This is a genomic window from Micromonospora sp. RP3T (assembly GCF_003027925.1).
Classification (GTDB): domain Bacteria; phylum Actinomycetota; class Actinomycetes; order Mycobacteriales; family Micromonosporaceae; genus Micromonospora.
In genome coordinates, this window is the sequence record NZ_PYPS01000033.1 from 75,880 (window position 1) to 91,877 (window position 15,998).

Consider the following 15,998-nt stretch of genomic DNA (forward strand, 5'->3'; position numbering starts at 1 on the left):
GCCACGCGATCGGCAGGTAACCGGACGCGACCCGGCACCGCGCCACGCCGCCGGAGCGGCCGGACCGGCGTCGGTGCCGGCGGGTACGGTCGCACGGTGAGCCCGTCCCGCACCGCCACCCCCGTACCGAAGAAGCGCCGGAGTGGCCGCGCGAGCGGCACGGAGCTGCTGGCCGCCGCGGTCGGCGCGGTCCCGGGCGGCGCGACCCGGCCCGGCCAGCAGCTCATGGCCGAGGCGATCGAGCGCAGCATCGCCTCCGGCGAGCACCTGCTGGTGCAGGCCGGCACCGGCACCGGCAAGTCCCTGGCCTACCTGGCGCCGGCGCTGACCGTGGACGGTCCGGTGGTGGTCTCCACCGCCACGCTGGCGTTGCAGTCCCAGCTCGTCGACCACGACCTGCCCCGGCTGGCCGACGCGGTCGAGCCGGTGCTCGGCCGTCGACCCACGTTCGCCGTGCTGAAGGGCCGACACCACTATCTCTGTCTGGCCCGGCTGGACAGCTCCGTCGAGGACGAGCCGGACGACGCGCTCTTCGACACGCCGCGGCCCGGCGCCACGAAGTGGCTCGGCGAGGCGGGCCGGCTGGGCAAGCAGGTGCAGCGGCTGCGCGACTGGGCGGAGGAGACCGCCACCGGCGACCGCGACGAGCTGGATCCGGGCGTCGACGACCAGGTCTGGCGCAGCGTCTCGATGCCGGCCCGGGAGTGTGTCGGCGCGAGCCGCTGCCCGTTCGGGCAGGAGTGCTTCGCGGAGGCGTCGCGGGCCCGCGCCCGGGAGGCCGACCTGGTGGTGACCAACCACAGCCTGCTCGCCGTGGACATGCTCGCCGGACGGCACATCGTGCCCCCGCACCGGCTGCTCGTGGTGGACGAAGCGCACGAGCTGGCCGACCGGGTCTCCTCGGCGGCCCAGGCCGAGCTGGTGCCGGAGCTGATCGACAGGTCCACCCGACGCGCCCGGCCGCTGCTGCGCCCCGACCACGCCGACCGGCTCACCGAGGCCGGCGACGCGCTCGCCGTGGGGCTGGCCGAGGCGCCCGCCGGTCGGCTCACCGCCGGCCTGCCGCCCGCGCTGCGCGAGGCGTGCACGCTGCTCGACTCGGCGACCCGGGCCGCGCTGGAGGCGATCGGCGACGTGAAGGCCGACGACCCCGACCCGGTCCGCAAACAGCAGGCCAAGGCGGTGCTGGACGAGCTGTCCACCACCGCCCAGCGGTTGCTGGAGGAGGGCGACCACGACGTCGCCTGGGTGGAGAAGCCGGAGAACGGCAGCCGCCGGGCGCTGGTGGTGGCGCCGCTGTCGGTGGCCGGCACGCTCGCCACCCACCTCTACGACGAACGCACCGTGGTCGCCACCTCGGCCACGCTGGCGCTGGGCGGACGCTTCGACACGGTCGCCCGGGCGCTCGGGCTGGACGCGCCACCACCGGCCCCGCCGTCGCCGGCCGCCGCCGCGGCGGCCACCGCTGCCGCCGCCGGCCGCGGCACCGACCCCGCGCCGGTGGCGAGCACCGAGGGCAGCCGGGCGGCGATCGGCACCGTACCGGCCACCGAGGGTCCGGGCTGGCGGTCGCTCGACGTCGGCTCGCCGTTCGACTACGCCCGGCAGGGCATCCTCTACGTGGCCGCGCACCTGCCCCGCCCCAGCGTCTCCGGGCTTCCCACGGCGGCCGGCGAGGAACTGCTGGCGCTGGTCGGCGCGCTCGGTGGGCGTACCCTCGGGCTCTTCTCCTCCCGGCGGGCCGCGCAGCAGGCGGCGGAGCTGCTCCGCGCGCGGACCGACCTGCCCGTGCTGCTCCAGGGCGAGGAGGCGTTGCCGCTGCTGGTCCGCCGCTTCCGGCAGGAGCGGGAGAGCTGCCTGTTCGGGGTGATGTCGCTCTGGCAGGGGGTGGACGTGCCGGGCGACGCCTGCCAGCTCGTGGTGATCGACCGGCTGCCGTTCCCCCGGCCCGACGAGCCGCTCGCCGCGGCCCGGGCGGCGGCGGTGGACGCCGGCGGCGGCTCCGGGTTCGCGGCGGTCAGCGTGCCGATCGCGGCGGTCCGGCTGGCGCAGGGCGTGGGTCGGCTGATCCGGGCCACCGGCGACCGGGGTGTGGTGGCGGTGCTCGACTCGCGACTGGAGACGGCACGCGGCTACGGCCCGTTCCTGCGCCGGTCGCTGCCCCCGTTCTGGTACACGACCCGGCCCGAGGTGGCCCGGGGCGCGCTGGAACGGCTGGCCAAGAGCTGACGCCCGCGCCTCCCCGGGCGGGGTGACGCGGGCGCCGGCGGAACGGGGCCGGGTCAGGGCGCCTGGGAGGCGACCACCACGGCGTCCGGCGGGGTGTCCGGCACGGTACGCGCGGCGAGCCGGCGGACCGCGGTGTTGAGCACGGCGATCAGCGGAACCGAGACCAGCGCGCCGGCGATGCCGGCCAGCACCACCCCGGCGGCGATGCCGATGATCACGGCGAGCGGGTGGATGGCCACCGCGCGGCCCATGATCAGCGGCTGGAGCACGTGGCCCTCGATCTGCTGCACGCCGACCACCACGCCCAGGATGATCAGGGCGGTCACCGGGCCGCTGTCGACCAGCGCGACCAGCACGGCCACCACGCCGGAGAGGAACGCTCCGACGATCGGGATGAACGCGCCCAGGAAGACCAGCGCGGCCAGCGGGAACGCGAACGGGATGTCGAAGATGACCAGGAAGATGCCGATGCCCACGGCGTCGATGAACGCGACAAGCACGGTGGCCCGCACGTACGCGCCGAGCGTCGCCCAGGACGCGCGCCCGGCGTCGTCGACCTTCCAGCGCGCGGCCACCGGCAGCAGCCGGACCAGGAACCGCCAGATGTTGTTGCCGTCGCGGAGGAAGAAGAACGTCGCGAAGAGCACCAGGACGGTGCCGGTGAGCACCTCGGCCAGCGTCGCGGCGGTGCTGAGCGCGCCGCTGGTGAACCGCTCGGTGTTGCCGTTGATCCAGGCCTGCGCCTCGTTGATGTAGCGGTCGAGCTGGCTGTCGGACAGGTGCAGCGGGCCGGTCTTGAGCCAGTCCTGGATCTGCCGGACGCCCTGCGAGGACTTCTCGCTCAGCTCCGGCACACCCTGGATGAACTCGTTGACCACGAGCGTGAGCGTGCCGATCACCGCGACCAGGCCGCCGACCAGCACCACGCCGGTCGCCAGCGAGCGGGGGAACCGGGCCTTCAGCAGCCAGCCGACCGCCGGGGCGAGCAGCGCCGAGAGCAGCAGCGCGACGGTCAGCGGGATGATCACGATGCTGATCGTGCCGACGATCCGGAGCAGGGCCCAGGTGACGATGCCGATCACGATCAGCCGCCAGCACCAGGCGGCGGCGATGCGCAGCGCGTGCGGCACCTCGGTGTCGTCCCGGCTGACCGTCGAGGAGTGCATCGCGGCCGGCGGCGGGGCGCCCACCACGGTCGCCGACGGCGCCGCCACCGGACCGGGTGAGGTGGGCGTGGCCAGGCCCGCGCCCTCCGGCGTCAGGTCGTCCTCGTACCGGCGGGACCGGGCCGACTCACGGCCTGTCTCGTACGCGCGGCGGAGCCGTCCGCGCATCCGCTCGAAGCGGCTCAAGCGCACCTCCCGCACAGTTGGTCCACCCACGTCACAGGGGGGAACAGGATACGTCCGACCGCCCCACCCTAGGGCGGTCCCGCCACACATTGCCCCGCCGCCGCTCCCGGCAACCACTACCGAAGCGGCCGATCGGCGCGCGGTAGCGTTTCGGTGTGACCGCCGACCAGAGTCTCGACGCCGGGCTGCCCATCCGCCTGCTGCACGATCGCGTGCTGGTGCGTACCGAGGGTGGTGAGGGGGAACGCCGCTCCACCGCCGGCATCGTGATCCCGGCGACCGCGGCGGTCGGCAAGCGGCTCGCCTGGGCCACGGCGGTCGGCGTGGGGCCGCACGTGCGCTCGATCGTCTCCGGGGACCGGGTGCTCTTCGACCCGGACGACCGATCCGAGGTCGAGCTGCACGGCCGGGCCTACGTGCTGCTGCGCGAGCGCGACGTGCACGCGGTGGCGGCGGAACGGGTGGAGGACAGCTCGACCGGCTCCACCGGGCTCTACCTCTAGTCCACCGCCCCTCCCCCGGCGCCGTTTGCGGCGCTGCCCGGCGGGAAGCCCAGGCACCTCAGTGCGCCCTGGGGAGGGACCATGCCGATCGTGATCAAGAGGATTCTCGCCTGGGGGTTCCTCGCGTTCCTGATCTACTTCATGGCGTTCCGGCCGGACGGCGCGGCGCAGCTGTTCCGGGGGATCGGGGCCGCGCTGATGGCCATCGCCCAGGGGCTCGGCGACTTCCTCACCGGCCTGATGGCCTGACCTCGACAAAGTTTGCCACGAAACGCCGACTTGCCAACCACTGGCAAACCCGGGTTCCGTGGCAAACTTTTCAAATGCATCAGCCAGAGGAGCGAATTCTGCTCAACAAGGCGTTCGCCACCTTGGCGGGTCTGATCGAAGGTGACGACATACGGTTGGTCCGGCAACAGGTCACCACTCACGACGCGCAGCGGGACGACGTCTGGCGGATCGAGGCACCGCACAGCTTCTGCGACGTCGCCGTGCAAGGGTACCGACGTTTCACCCCCCGTCACGCGGACCAACTCGTCACTGGCGTCTCGCAACTGATGAGGGCCATGCGGGAGCAGCCCGTTCTCGTGGTTGCCCCCTGGCTCAGCCCACGGTCACGAGAGCTGCTCATCGAGCAGAAGATCAACTACCTGGACCTGACCGGCAACGTCTGGGTTCGACTTCGCCGCCCGATGGTGGTCATCCGTACCGCAGGCGCCGAGCGCGACCCTCAACCAACCGAACGGCCACCGGTCCAACTTCAGGGCAAGGGCGTCAATGCGTTGATCAGGGTTCTGGTAGATGTTCAGCCGCCGTATCGGATGGTCCAACTGGCCCGCGCCACCGGGCTGAGCCCCGGTTATGTGTCACGCACTCTGGAGGCCCTCGACGAGGAGCGACTGATCGACAGAGGAAAGAACCGCCTCGTGTTGAGCGTCGACTGGCAGGGCCTTCTCCGCCGCAGGGCAGAGCACTACTCACTGGTCAAGACCAATCACGCTCGCGGCTACCTCGCCAGGACCGGCCTCAGTGCTTTCACCCGTACGCTCACGGTCGATCAGCGCACCGATCCACCCTCCCACACCGACGCCATTTACCAAAAATTCCGGAAGCAGCAGGAAGATCAGGCCCTCGTCACCGGCTCCTTCGCAGCACGGGAATACGTACGGATAGCAGCCCCCGCGCAACTGGCCCTGTACGTGCCCGACCCGGAACAGTTCGCTGACCGCCACGGGCTCATGCAGACCGACCGGGGGGCAAACGTACTGCTCATGACGGCAGCAGATCCTTCGCAGCTGCAGCGGGTGAGGCTTGTCGACGGACTCTTCCATGTGGGCATTTCTCAACTGGCGCAAGATTGTCTCGCCGGCAACGGTCGACTCCCGGAGGAAGGGGACGCGCTGATCGGCTGGATGACCGAGAACGTCGCGGCGTGGCGCCGACGCGCCCTGGAAGAATACTGAGTAACCTACGCGTCGTGCCCGCAATGGATCTCGATCCCTTGTACATCGCCGCTCGCCGTGTCCTGCTCGACGCACTTTTCGCGTTGGACGAACACCGTTCCGCTCTGGTGCTGGTTGGCGCTCAAGCCGTCTACTTGAGGGCTGGCGATGCCGATCTGGAAGCCGTAGCTCCGTTCACAACGGACGCCGACCTCGGGATTGACGCAGCCAAACTTGGCAGCGATCCGGACATCGCCCGTGCCATGACGACGGCCGGCTTCACCCTGAAGATCAAATCTGCGAACAACGGAATAGAGCCGGGTAGCTGGCTGGCCAGTACGGAGGTTGACGGGGACCTGATAGCCGTCGAGGTCGATCTGATGGTTCCCGAGATGCTCGCGGCCAACCATGGCAAGCGGGACGCTCGCCTGCCGGAACACAGCAAGAATGCTGCTCGATGGGCACCCGGTCTGGAAGCTGCGGTAATGGACAACGACGAGATGTTGATCGAGAGCCTCGAGCCGCTTAACGATCGACGCCGTGTCGCTCTTCGAGTAGCCGGCTCAGCAGCGCTGTTCATCGCCAAAGCGCACAAGCTCGGCGAGCGGGTCGCGTCGGGGCGTCAGGCACGGATAAAGGCCAAGGACGCCGGCGACGTCCTCAGGCTCATGCGCGGTCCGACTGGGCCGCAGGAGATCGGCAAACGGCTCAGGGAGTTGAGCCGGGACGCCATGTGCCGAGCAAGCGTTCAGGCAGGCATCCGCCACTTGGAACAGCTCTTTGCGACGCCGTACGCCACCGGTGTCGAACTAGCCGTGAACAACCTCGCGAGCGCCGTGGTCGAAGAGGAGATCCGTACGCTGATGCCGGCTTTCACCGGCCTCATGCTGGAAACGTACCGCGGCTGACGCCTCGCCGGTGGCCCGGCTCAGGTGTGTGGAGGCCAGGGCGCGGAGAGACGTGAGTCATGCCAGCCGGGCGGGGGCGGCGGGGCCAGCACCACCGGGATCGGCACCACCGGCTCGTCCGGCGCCTCGACGGCCCGCCGGGAACCGTCCGGGAACCGCAGGTGGTAGCGCTGCCCGTCCCAGACCCCGACCGGCGCCTGCGGATCACGACCGACGAAGAACGACCGGTACGCGGCGATCGCGTCCAGCAGCTCCCGTTCCTCCCGTGCCGTCCGGTCCCGCTCAGCGGGCTTGCGGTCCAGCCCTCGGCGCATCCCGTCGCGCAGCAGCGCCAGCCGGGTCGCGGCGAACTGGTAGCCGCGCATCGCCTTCACGCCGCCGTCGCCGGCCACCCGCCGGGCCCAGGTGCGGGCCGCGTGCCGCCGGCCCAGGCTGCCCAGCGCCGCCACCTCGGGCGGGGTGAGCCAACCGGCCCGGACGTAGTCGGGCAGCGTGCGCTCGGTGAGCCGGCCCTCCCAGGCCCGCAGCCAGACGGCCAGCCCCACCATGCCGAAGAAGATGGGCACCATCACGCCGAGGTAGCCGTAGAGCACGATCACCTGCTGCCCGGTGGCCTGGGCCAGTGACGGCAGCAGGTTCCAGGTGCCGTGCAGCATCATGGCCAGCAGCAGGCCGGCGAGCGGGGCGAGGATCCGCACCCGCCGGTCGGCGGTCCGCGCGGCGACGCCCAGCCCGACGCCGGTCATCGAGGTGAACAGCGGGTGGGCGAAGCCGAAGAGCAGGATCCGCACGATGAAGATCGCGATGACCTGCTGCGCGCCGGTGGCCGGGCCGTACTCCTCCACGCCGGTGCGGTAGCCGTACCCGCCCAGGTAGAGGATGTTCTCGACCATGGCGAAGCCGACCGCGGAGAGCCCGCAGTAGACCAGCCCGTCGGTGATTCCGGAGAACTCCCGGCGCCGGAAGATCAGCAGCAGGATCGGGCCGGCCGCCTTGGTCAGCTCCTCGATGAACGGCGCGACGAGCACGGCGGTCAGCGCGGCGGGCAGCCCACGGTCCTCGAACAGTCGCGCGCCGGTCTCGTTGACCAGCAGCGAGATGGCGGTGGAGACGAACGCGCCCCAGGCGAAGCAGAAGATCAGGTATTTCAGCGGCTCGGGTTCGTAACGGTCGAGCCAGAGGAAGCACGACACCAGCACCGGCACCGGCAGGATCGCCGCGATCACGCCGACCAGCAGCGCCTCCGCGCCCAGGCTCTCGCCCAGCGTGAAGACCATGAACAGCGCGCCGGCCGCGATCAGCAGCACCACCGCGGCCAGCGCCAGGAAGCGCCGCCAGCCGAGCCGGCGCAGCGGCATGCGCGGCGTCGACGCCCCGGGCGGCGGGACGGCGGGCGCGGGCGGCGGCGGTGCTCCGCCGGGCGGGGTGACGGCCATGCGGTCAGCGTAGCCACCCGCGCCCCACTGGTCCGGCCGCATCGTGACGGCTATGCTGCCGGGCAGGTCACGAGCGCCAGCGTCAAGCCCCGGCTTGCTGGCCGGCAACCCTCGTCGAGTTCGCGGTGGGGTGCCCCGGGTGATGACCGGGCCCAGCGCCGCGTCGCGTGCTGGGCAAGCGCGGACCCCGTCCCGGCACCCCGGGGTCCCCGGTTAACCGGAGGCTCTGCCATGACCGTCACCCTCGTACCCGCTCTCCCCACGCTGCCCGTTCCGGTCCGGCCGGACCCGCTCGGCGTGCTCGGCGTACCGGGAGAGATCAACCTGGACCACGCCGCCAGCGCGCCGTGCGCGCGGGCCGCGGCCGACGCGGTGGCCGAGCTGCTGCCCTGGTACGCGAGCGTGCACCGCGGCGCGGGCGCGCTGTCCCGGCGCTGCACGCTGGCCTACGAGCGGGCCCGGCAGACCGTGGCGGACTTCGTCGGCGCGCGTCCCACCGATCACGTGATCTTCACCCGGAACACCACGGACGCGGTGAACCTGCTGGCTCGGGCGCTGCCGGCCGGCACCACCGTGGTCACGTTCGGCGGGGAGCACCACGCGAACCTGCTCCCCTGGCCGCGCGGCTCGGTCCGGCTGCCGGTGCCGGACAGCCCGGCCGGCGCGGTCCGGTCGCTGAGCCTGGCGCTGGCCGAGCTGGCCCGCGACGCCCGGCCCGGCCGGCCGGTGCTGGTCGCGGTGACCGGCGCCAGCAACGTCACCGGCGAGTGCTGGCCGGTCGCCGAGCTGGCCCGGGTGGCCCACCGGTACGGCGCGCGCATCCTGGTCGACGCCGCGCAGCTCGCCCCGCACGCCCCGGTCGACGTGGCCACGCTGGACGTGGACTACCTGGCGCTCTCCGGCCACAAGCTGTACGCCCCGTTCGGCGCCGGCGTGCTGGTCGGGCGCGCGGACTGGTTGGACGCCGCCGCGCCGTACCTGGCCGGCGGCGGGGCCACCGGTCACGTCGGCGCGGCCACCCACGAGGTGCGGTGGGTGACCGGCCCGGCCCGGCACGAGGGCGGCACGCCGAACCTGCTCGGCGCGGTGGCGCTGGCGGCGGTCTGCGCGGCGTTCACGGCGGCGGACCGGACCGCGCTGCACGCCCGGGAGCAGGCGCTGCTGGCCCGGCTGCGGTCCGGCCTGGCCGCGCTGCCGGACGTGGTGGAGCTACGCACGTTCGGCCCGGACGCGCCCCGGGTGGGCATCGTCAGCTTCGTGGTCGCCGGGTGGGACTCCGCCGAGGTGGCCGCGCACCTGGCGGCCCGGCACCGGATCGGCGTACGGGACGGCCTGTTCTGCGCCCATCCGCTGACCCGCCGCCTGCTGACCGAGGCCGCCGCCCGCTCGGCCCGCACCGACCTGCCGCCCACCGCGCTGCGCGCGAGCCTCGGCCTGGGCACCACCGCCCACGAGATCGACACCCTCCTGACCGCGCTGGCCGCCCTGGCCCGCCCCCGCTGACCCCGGGGGTGGGGTCAGCCGACCGGCGGGGCGGTGGGGGACGCGTCGGCGGGCTGGTCCTTTCCGTGGAACGCCTGCCGGACCAGGCGGTTCGCCTCCTCCTGGTCGATGCCGGACGCCACCATCAGGTCGCTGGCGGCGGTCCGCACCTGGGCGATCACCACGCTGCCGGAGAAGCCGACCCCCTCGGCGTACGCGCGGCTGGCCTCGCTGACCGCCCGCAGCGCCCGCTCCCGGGCCTGTTCCGGCTCCTCGCCGACGGCGAACTCGTGCCGGAGCAGGCGTACCGACTCGGCGAGGTGGGCGACGGAGTCCGGCATCGGCTCGGGGATCGACTCCTCGTCCTCGATCATCGTGACCGCGCGGCGGATCAGCGTGCCGCTGTTGCGCATCGCCCGGTCGATCGGCTCGGCCGCCTCCGCGTAGTGGGTCAGCTCGCTGCGCCGGTGCCAGCGGGCCGGCGAGATGGTGATGGTCTCCTTCGCACCCTCGATCGCCTCGCTGAGCGCGGCCAGTTCCTCCTTGTTCTCCCGGAGCCGGAACAGCGCCCGCTGGGCCGCGCCCCGGTCCCGGTTGCGCAGCGCCTCGGCGCACGCGTCGAGCTGCTCGGCGAGCAGGTCCAGCGCCGGCCGGGCGGCCCGGTTGATCACCCGGAGCGGGTTGAGCGGCAGCAGGACGGCGGTCACCAGCAGCGCGATGCTGCCCCCGAGGAAGGCGTCGACGAAGCGCGGCAACTCCAGGTTCTGGGTGGACGGGCTGAGCGTCACGATCAGCACCGCGGTGGCCGCCGCCTGGATCACGATGGCCACGCTCGCCCCGGCGAAGATGGTCAGCAGGATCGCCGAGGTCACCACCAGCGCGAGCTGCCAGGCGCCGGTGCCGAGGAAGTAGATCAGCACGTCGCCGACGAGGACGCCGACCGCCACCCCGATGATCAGCTCGACGGTACGCCGGAAGCGCTGCCCCACCGAGGCGGCGAGCGTGCCCACCGCGGAGATCGGGGCGAACACCGGCTGCGGGTTGTGCAGCAGCCGGTGCGAGACCAGGTACGCCAGTCCGGCCGCGAGCCCCGCCTGCAACGCCAGGCCGAACGCGGTCCGGACCCGGTGCAGCCGATCGTGCAGCGTGGCCTTGCTCCGGTCGCGCAGCTCGTCCATGGCGGCGGCGATCCGTGGCCCGTCGAGGTCGCCCAGCCCTTCGCGCGACGTCATGCGCCGCAGGAACGGCGGTCGTCGGTCCCGGGCCATGGCGGGTACTACCCGTCCCGACCCCGGTGAATCCTCGCCCCGCCGACGGAGTGGGGCAGACTGCACCGGATGGACGAGCTGACGGCGCGGTGGCGGGCGACGGCGCGGGCGGCCGGCGCGACCGACCCGGACGCCGTGGCGCGGGCCGGGGCGCGGCTGCTGGCCGGCTGGCGGGAGCCGCACCGGCACCACCACACGGTGGCCCACCTGCGGGCGGTGCTCGACGTGGTCGACGCGTACGCCGATCGGGCCCGCCACCCGGACCTGGTCCGGCTCGCGGCGTGGTGCCACGACGCGGTCTACGACCCGCGGGCGGACGGCGACGCCAACGAGCGGGCCAGCGCCCACCTGGGCGACGCGCTGCTCGCCGCCGCCGGGCTGCCGGCCGCGGCGGTGACCGGGGTACGCCGCCTGGTGCTGCTCACCGCCGGCCACGCGGTCGGACCGGACGACCCGGACGGCGCGTTGCTCTGCGACGCCGACCTGGCGGTGCTGGCCGCCGCGCCGGACGACTACGACAGGTACGCCGCCGCGATCCGCCGCGAGTACGCCCACGTGTCCGAGCCGGACTTCCGCACCGGCCGGGCCGCCGTGCTGCGGCACCTGCTGGCCCTGCCGGCGCTCTACCGGCTACCCGAGCCGCACGCCCGCTGGGAGGCGCCCGCCCGCGCCAACCTGACCCGCGAGCTGAGCACGCTGAGCTGAGACCGGCGCGGCCGAGGCGGAGACGTGTTTCGGGCGGCGCAGGCCGGCGTCCCGCAGGACGCGGACGATCTCGCGGGACGGGACCACCGTCGCGCCCAGCCAGACCGCCACCCGGAACCGCTCGGCGGGCAGGTCGTAGTGGTCCCGGTCGAAGCCGCGCCGGCCGGCGCCGAGCAGCTCGGCGAAGGCGTGCAGCTCCGCGAAGGAGACGTCGCTGATCAGGTGCGACCAGAGCCGGCCGCGCCAGGGCACCGCGGGCGGGTCCAGGTAGAGCACCGGTCCAAGGTACGCCGGTAGCCTTCCCGGCATGGCTGCCCATCCCCTCCTCGACGAGCTGCGGGCCGCGCTCGGCGAGTCCGCCGTGCTGACCGACCCGGACCTGCTGGCCGGGCACGAGCGGGACGAGGCCGACCTGTGCGCCTCGGGTACCCCGCTGGTGGTGGTCCGCCCCCGGGACACCGCGGGCGTGGTGGCGGCGGTGCGCGCGGCGGGCCGGCACGGCGTACCGGTGGTGCCGCAGGGCGCCCGGACCGGGCTGGCCGGCGCGGCGAACGCGGTGGCCGGCGCGCTGGTGGTGAGCACGGTGGCGATGGACCGGATCGTGGAGATCGACCCGGTGGGCCGGATCGCCGTGGTGCAGCCCGGCGTGGTCAACGCCGCGCTGGCCGGTGCGGTGCGGGCGCGCGGGCTCTGGTACCCGCCGGACCCCGGTTCCTGGGAGTCGTCCACCATCGGCGGCAACGTGGCCACCAACGCCGGCGGCATGTGCTGCGTGAAGTACGGCGTGACCAGCGAGTACGTGCTCGGCCTGGAGGTGGTGCTCGCCTCCGGCGAGGTGCTGCGCACCGGCCGTCGCACCGCCAAGGGCGTCGCCGGGTACGACCTGACCCGGCTCTTCGTCGGCTCGGAGGGCACGCTCGGCGTGATCACCGAGGTGACCGTGGCGCTGCGTCCGGCGCCGGAGGCGGCCCTGACCCTGGTGGCGGTCTTCGGCACCACGGCGGCGGCCGGCGGCGCGGTGGCCGGCATCGCCGAGCGAGGGCTCACCCCGAGCCTGCTGGAGCTGCTGGACCGGACACACCTGCGGGCCATCGAGGCGTACCGGCCGATGGGGCTGCGGACCGACGCGGAGGCGCTGCTGCTGGCCGCGGTGGACACCGGCGGCCGGGCGGCCGACGACCTGGCCCGGATCGCCGAGGTGTGCACGGCGGCCGGCGCCGACGAGATCTGGGCGGCCACCGACGCGACCGAGGCCGCCGCGCTGCTCCAAGCGCGGCGGCTGGCCCATCCGGCGATGGAGCGGTTCGCCGCCGAGACGTTCCCGGCCGGCAACGGCGGCCTGGTCATCGACGACGTGGCGGTGCCGCGCGGCCGGCTGGCCGAGCTGCTGGACGGCGTGGCCCGGATCGCCGTCGCCTGTGACGTGCCGATCGGGGTGGTCGGGCACGCCGGCGACGGCAACATGCACCCGAACATCGTGGTCGACCGCGCCGACCCGGCCAGCCTGGAGCGGGGCCGGCGAGCCTTCGACGAGATCATGCGGCTCGGGCTGGACCTCGGCGGCACCTGCACCGGCGAGCACGGCGTCGGGCTGCTCAAGCGGGACTGGCTGGCGCGGGAGATCGGCCCGGTGGGCGTCCGGGTGCACCAGGCGATCAAGGCGGCGCTGGACCCGGCCGGGCTGCTCAACCCCGGCAAGGTGCTCTGACTCAGCCCTTGTCGTCGGCGGGCGTGGCCTCGGTGAGCAGCAGCAGCACCTCGTACGCCACCGGTGGCGCCGGCTCGCCCGGGCAGTCCTGGATGGTGACGGTCAGCCCCGGCGGGATCAGCAGCGTCGAGGTCAGCGCCCCGATGCAGAGCTGCCGGTACCGCCGGGCCTGGTCGGTCTCCCGGGCCAGCGCCGGGTCGGCGAGCATCCGCTGCAACCGGGACGTCTGCTCCGGGTTCAGCGAGCCCGTCGCGTCGACGCCGTCACCGGCGCAGTCCCGGCACTGCCACCGGCCGGTCGGCTCCACGTCGAGCGTGCGGACCACGCCGTCCCCGCCCAGCCGCTGCATCAGGGTGACGAGGTTCGCGGTCGGTGTCGGGGTGGCCGAGCCCTGCTGACCGGAGGGGGTGGCGCTTCCGGCGTCGCCGAGGAGCGCGCAGCCGGTCAGGGCGGTCGCCAGCAGGACACCGGCGGACAGGGCGGGGACGCGCGACCACGATGGGCGAACCACGCGGGAAACCTACACTTCCGTAGGTAGCGCGCACCAGCCGTCGGGCCGCCGTTAGGGGTCGGGCCGGCTAGCGGGGCGCGGCCGGGAGGTCGGTGCCCCGATCGGCCGCGAAGCCCCGCACGTCGGGCGCGCCGAGCCGGGCCGCGTCGGCCCCGATGTCGTCCGGCATGAGCTGCGACGCCCGCTCGGCCTCCACCCGCGCCCGGTAGTGGGCGACCTCCCGGGCCCGGGTCGCCGCGTCCCAGCCGAGCACCGCGCCCATCAGCTCCGCGACGTGCTCCGCCGACTCCAGGCCGCGGTGGCTGGTCTCGATGGAGATCCGGGTACGCCGGGTGAGCACGTCCTCCACGTGCAGCGCGCCCTCGGCCCGGGCCGCGTACGTGACCTCGGCGGCGAGGTACTCCGGCGCGCCGGCCAGCGGCGAGGCGAGCAGCGGATCGGCGTCGACCAGGGCGAGCAGGTCCAGGGTGAGCGTGCCGTAGCGCTCCAGCAGGTGCTCCACCACCCCGACCGGCACCCGGTGCCGGCGGGCCAGGTCGGCCCGGTCCCGCCACATGGCGGCGTACCCGTCGGCGCCGAGCAGTGGCAGGTCGGCGGTGCGCGACGGGCGGGTCCGGCCGAGCCGGCGCGCCGCGTGGTCGACCACGTCGGCGGCCATCACCCGGTACGTCGTGTACTTCCCGCCGGCCACCAGCAGCAGGCCGAGCATCGGCTCGACCACGGCGTGTTCCCGGGACAGCTTGGAGGTCGAATCCGCCTCGCCGGAGAGCAGCGGGCGCAGCCCGGCGTAGACGCCCTCGATGTCGGCGGTGGTCAGTGGCCGGTCCAGCACGGTGTTCACCTGCTCCAGCAGGTATTCGATGTCGCGCGCGGTGGCCGCCGGGTGGGACCGGTCGAGCTGCCAGTCGGTGTCCGTGGTGCCGATGATCCAGTGGCCGCCCCACGGGATGACGAAGAGCACGCTGGTGGCGGTGCGCAGGATCAGGCCGGTCTCGCCGACGATCGCCGAGCGCGGCACCACCAGGTGCACGCCCTTCGACGCCCGGACGCGCAGGCCGGGACGCAGCCCGACGTCGTTGAGCATCCGCGACATGTCGTCGCTCCACACGCCGGTCGCGGCGATCACGGTGCGGGCGCGGACCTCGAACTCGGCGTCCGGCGAACCGGCCGGCGCCTCCAGGTCACGCACCCGGACGCCGGTCACCTCGCGGGCCTGGCGGATCAGCCCGACCGCCCGGGCGCTGGTGACCACAGTCGCGCCGAGGCTGGCCGCGGTGCGGGCCAGCGTCACCACCAGGCGGGCGTCGTCGACCTGGCCGTCGTAATAGCGGATCGCGCCGGCCAGCGTGTCGGGCCGCAGGCTGGGGAAGATCCGGCGGGCGCCCTCCCGGGTGAGGTGCCGGTGCAGCGGCATGCCGCGTCCACCGCCGAACACGCCGGCGAACACGTCGTACGCGGCCACGCCGAGCCCGTAGTAGGAGCGGCGGAGGATTCGCCGGGGCAGGTCGCGGACGCCGCCCTCGGTCGGCAACGGCACCAGGATCGGCACCGGGCGGACCAGGTGCGGGGCGAGCCGGGTGGCGAGCAGCCCACGCTCGGTCAGCGCCTCGTGGACCAGGTGGAACTCCAACTGTTCCAGGTAGCGCAGGCCACCGTGGATCAGCTTGCTGGACCGGCTGGACGTGCCGGCCGCGTAGTCGCGCGCCTCCACCAGGGCGACCTTCAGCCCTCGGGACGCGGCGTCCAGCGCGGCGCCCGCCCCGGTCACCCCGCCGCCGATGACCAGCACGTCGAACCGCTCGGCGCGGAGCCGGCGCAGGTCGTCGGCGCGGCGCTCGGCGGAGAGCTGGCCGGCCTCGGATCGGGACACATTGGGGTCGCGCACCCGTCCACGGTAGCCGTCCGCACGCCACGGCGACACGTCCCGGCCGTACCGTGATGACCATGCTGACCGGCCCGCCCGTTGCGCCCGTACCCCCGCCGCCGCCGCGCGAGACCGGGCCGTGGCCGGTCGTCGCGGGGGTCGCGGCCGGCGTCTGGGCGGTGCTGGTGACCGTGCCCGGCCAGGTCACCGGCTGGCTGGTCGACCAGGTCGTGCTGGTCACCGGGCTGGACCGCGCGGTGGCCGTCTGGCCGGTGGTCGCGGCGGCCACCGTGCTGCTGGTCGGCGCGCCGGTGCTGGCGCTGGCGCTGCTGCCGCGTTCCCCGGCGCTGCGGGCGACCGGGCGGGCATGGGCCGGCGGCGCGCTGGCGCTGGGGGCGGGGACGCTGCTCCGGGCGCTCCCGCCGGTGCACCACGAGGCGTACCTGGCGGCCCTGGCGGTGACCGAACGGCATCGTGGACACCGAGCCCTACCGCAAGCTCGGCCGCAACCAGCTCCGGGTCGCGCTCTTCCCGGCCGTCGAGCCGGCCGACGTCGAGGCGCTCACCGCGTCCATCGACTACGTGGTCGA

The 15,998-nt window shown here is 74.0% G+C and carries 14 protein-coding genes, 1 pseudogene and 1 riboswitch; of the genes and pseudogenes, 9 read left to right on the forward strand and 6 right to left on the reverse strand.

Annotated elements, in window-relative coordinates:
• Nucleotides 1-96: 96 nt before the first annotated feature.
• On the forward strand, nt 97-2,229 hold the full coding sequence (locus C8054_RS24235) for an ATP-dependent DNA helicase (RefSeq protein WP_107160547.1): 2,133 nt from the start codon (nt 97-99) through the stop codon (nt 2,227-2,229).
• 53 nt (nt 2,230-2,282) lie between these two features.
• Here C8054_RS24235 and C8054_RS24240 read toward each other — a convergent pair whose 3' ends face one another.
• Entirely contained in the window at nt 2,283-3,563 is a 1,281-nt protein-coding gene (locus C8054_RS24240; protein WP_233220164.1) for an AI-2E family transporter, read from the reverse strand.
• A 173-nt stretch (nt 3,564-3,736) separates the two neighbouring features.
• Between C8054_RS24240 and C8054_RS24245 the strand changes: the two genes are divergently transcribed.
• From C8054_RS24245 to C8054_RS24255, 4 genes are all read left to right on the forward strand, one after another.
• Complete coding sequence (locus C8054_RS24245) at nt 3,737-4,084, forward strand: co-chaperone GroES (RefSeq protein WP_107160552.1); 348 nt, start codon at nt 3,737-3,739, stop codon at nt 4,082-4,084.
• A gap of 81 nt (nt 4,085-4,165) precedes the next feature.
• Nucleotides 4,166-4,333 carry a hypothetical protein gene (locus C8054_RS32355; protein WP_199199902.1) on the forward strand — a complete coding sequence of 56 codons (168 nt, stop codon included), beginning with the start codon at nt 4,166-4,168 and terminating at the stop codon, nt 4,331-4,333.
• A gap of 74 nt (nt 4,334-4,407) precedes the next feature.
• The gene (locus C8054_RS24250) at nt 4,408-5,547 is read left to right on the forward strand and encodes a hypothetical protein (protein ID WP_107160554.1); all 1,140 of its coding nucleotides are present in this window, start codon (nt 4,408-4,410) and stop codon (nt 5,545-5,547) included.
• Between the two features lie 14 nt (nt 5,548-5,561).
• Entirely contained in the window at nt 5,562-6,434 is an 873-nt protein-coding gene (locus tag C8054_RS24255) for a hypothetical protein (protein WP_146179961.1), read from the forward strand.
• A 20-nt stretch (nt 6,435-6,454) separates the two neighbouring features.
• Here C8054_RS24255 and C8054_RS24260 read toward each other — a convergent pair whose 3' ends face one another.
• Nucleotides 6,455-7,912, reverse strand: a complete 1,458-nt coding sequence (locus C8054_RS24260) for a PrsW family intramembrane metalloprotease (RefSeq protein WP_107160558.1) — start codon at nt 7,910-7,912, stop codon at nt 6,455-6,457.
• Between the two features lie 23 nt (nt 7,913-7,935).
• Nucleotides 7,936-8,057, forward strand: a riboswitch (SAM riboswitch).
• Between the two features lie 44 nt (nt 8,058-8,101).
• Between C8054_RS24260 and C8054_RS24265 the strand changes: the two genes are divergently transcribed.
• Nucleotides 8,102-9,373, forward strand: coding sequence for an aminotransferase class V-fold PLP-dependent enzyme (locus tag C8054_RS24265; RefSeq protein ID WP_107160560.1), 1,272 nt, complete (start codon nt 8,102-8,104; stop codon nt 9,371-9,373).
• Nucleotides 9,374-9,387: 14 nt separating this feature from the next.
• On the opposite strand, the gene C8054_RS24270 is transcribed toward C8054_RS24265, so the two are convergent.
• Nucleotides 9,388-10,620, reverse strand: a complete 1,233-nt coding sequence (locus C8054_RS24270; protein ID WP_107160562.1) for an aromatic acid exporter family protein — start codon at nt 10,618-10,620, stop codon at nt 9,388-9,390.
• A 69-nt stretch (nt 10,621-10,689) separates the two neighbouring features.
• Between C8054_RS24270 and C8054_RS24275 the strand changes: the two genes are divergently transcribed.
• The gene (locus tag C8054_RS24275; protein WP_107160565.1) at nt 10,690-11,325 is read left to right on the forward strand and encodes a metal-dependent phosphohydrolase; all 636 of its coding nucleotides are present in this window, start codon (nt 10,690-10,692) and stop codon (nt 11,323-11,325) included.
• Here C8054_RS24275 and C8054_RS24280 read toward each other — a convergent pair.
• Entirely contained in the window at nt 11,251-11,601 is a 351-nt protein-coding gene (locus C8054_RS24280) for a DUF4031 domain-containing protein (protein WP_107160567.1), read from the reverse strand. The genes C8054_RS24275 and C8054_RS24280 overlap by 75 nt on opposite strands.
• Nucleotides 11,602-11,632: 31 nt before the next feature.
• On the opposite strand from C8054_RS24280, the gene C8054_RS24285 reads away from it, so the two are divergent.
• Nucleotides 11,633-13,033, forward strand: a complete 1,401-nt coding sequence (locus tag C8054_RS24285) for an FAD-binding oxidoreductase (RefSeq protein ID WP_107160569.1) — start codon at nt 11,633-11,635, stop codon at nt 13,031-13,033.
• Nucleotide 13,034: 1 nt separating this feature from the next.
• Here the strand turns inward: C8054_RS24285 and C8054_RS24290 are convergent, their stop codons facing one another.
• On the reverse strand, nt 13,035-13,544 hold the full coding sequence (locus tag C8054_RS24290) for a hypothetical protein (protein WP_107160571.1): 510 nt from the start codon (nt 13,542-13,544) through the stop codon (nt 13,035-13,037).
• A gap of 67 nt (nt 13,545-13,611) precedes the next feature.
• A complete protein-coding gene (locus tag C8054_RS24295; protein ID WP_107160573.1) occupies nt 13,612-15,414 on the reverse strand; it encodes a glycerol-3-phosphate dehydrogenase/oxidase in 1,803 nt (600 codons plus the stop codon).
• A 459-nt stretch (nt 15,415-15,873) separates the two neighbouring features.
• Between C8054_RS24295 and C8054_RS24305 the strand changes: the two are divergent.
• Nucleotides 15,874-15,998 (forward strand): annotated as a pseudogene (locus C8054_RS24305) (phosphoserine transaminase); the annotation flags it as partial.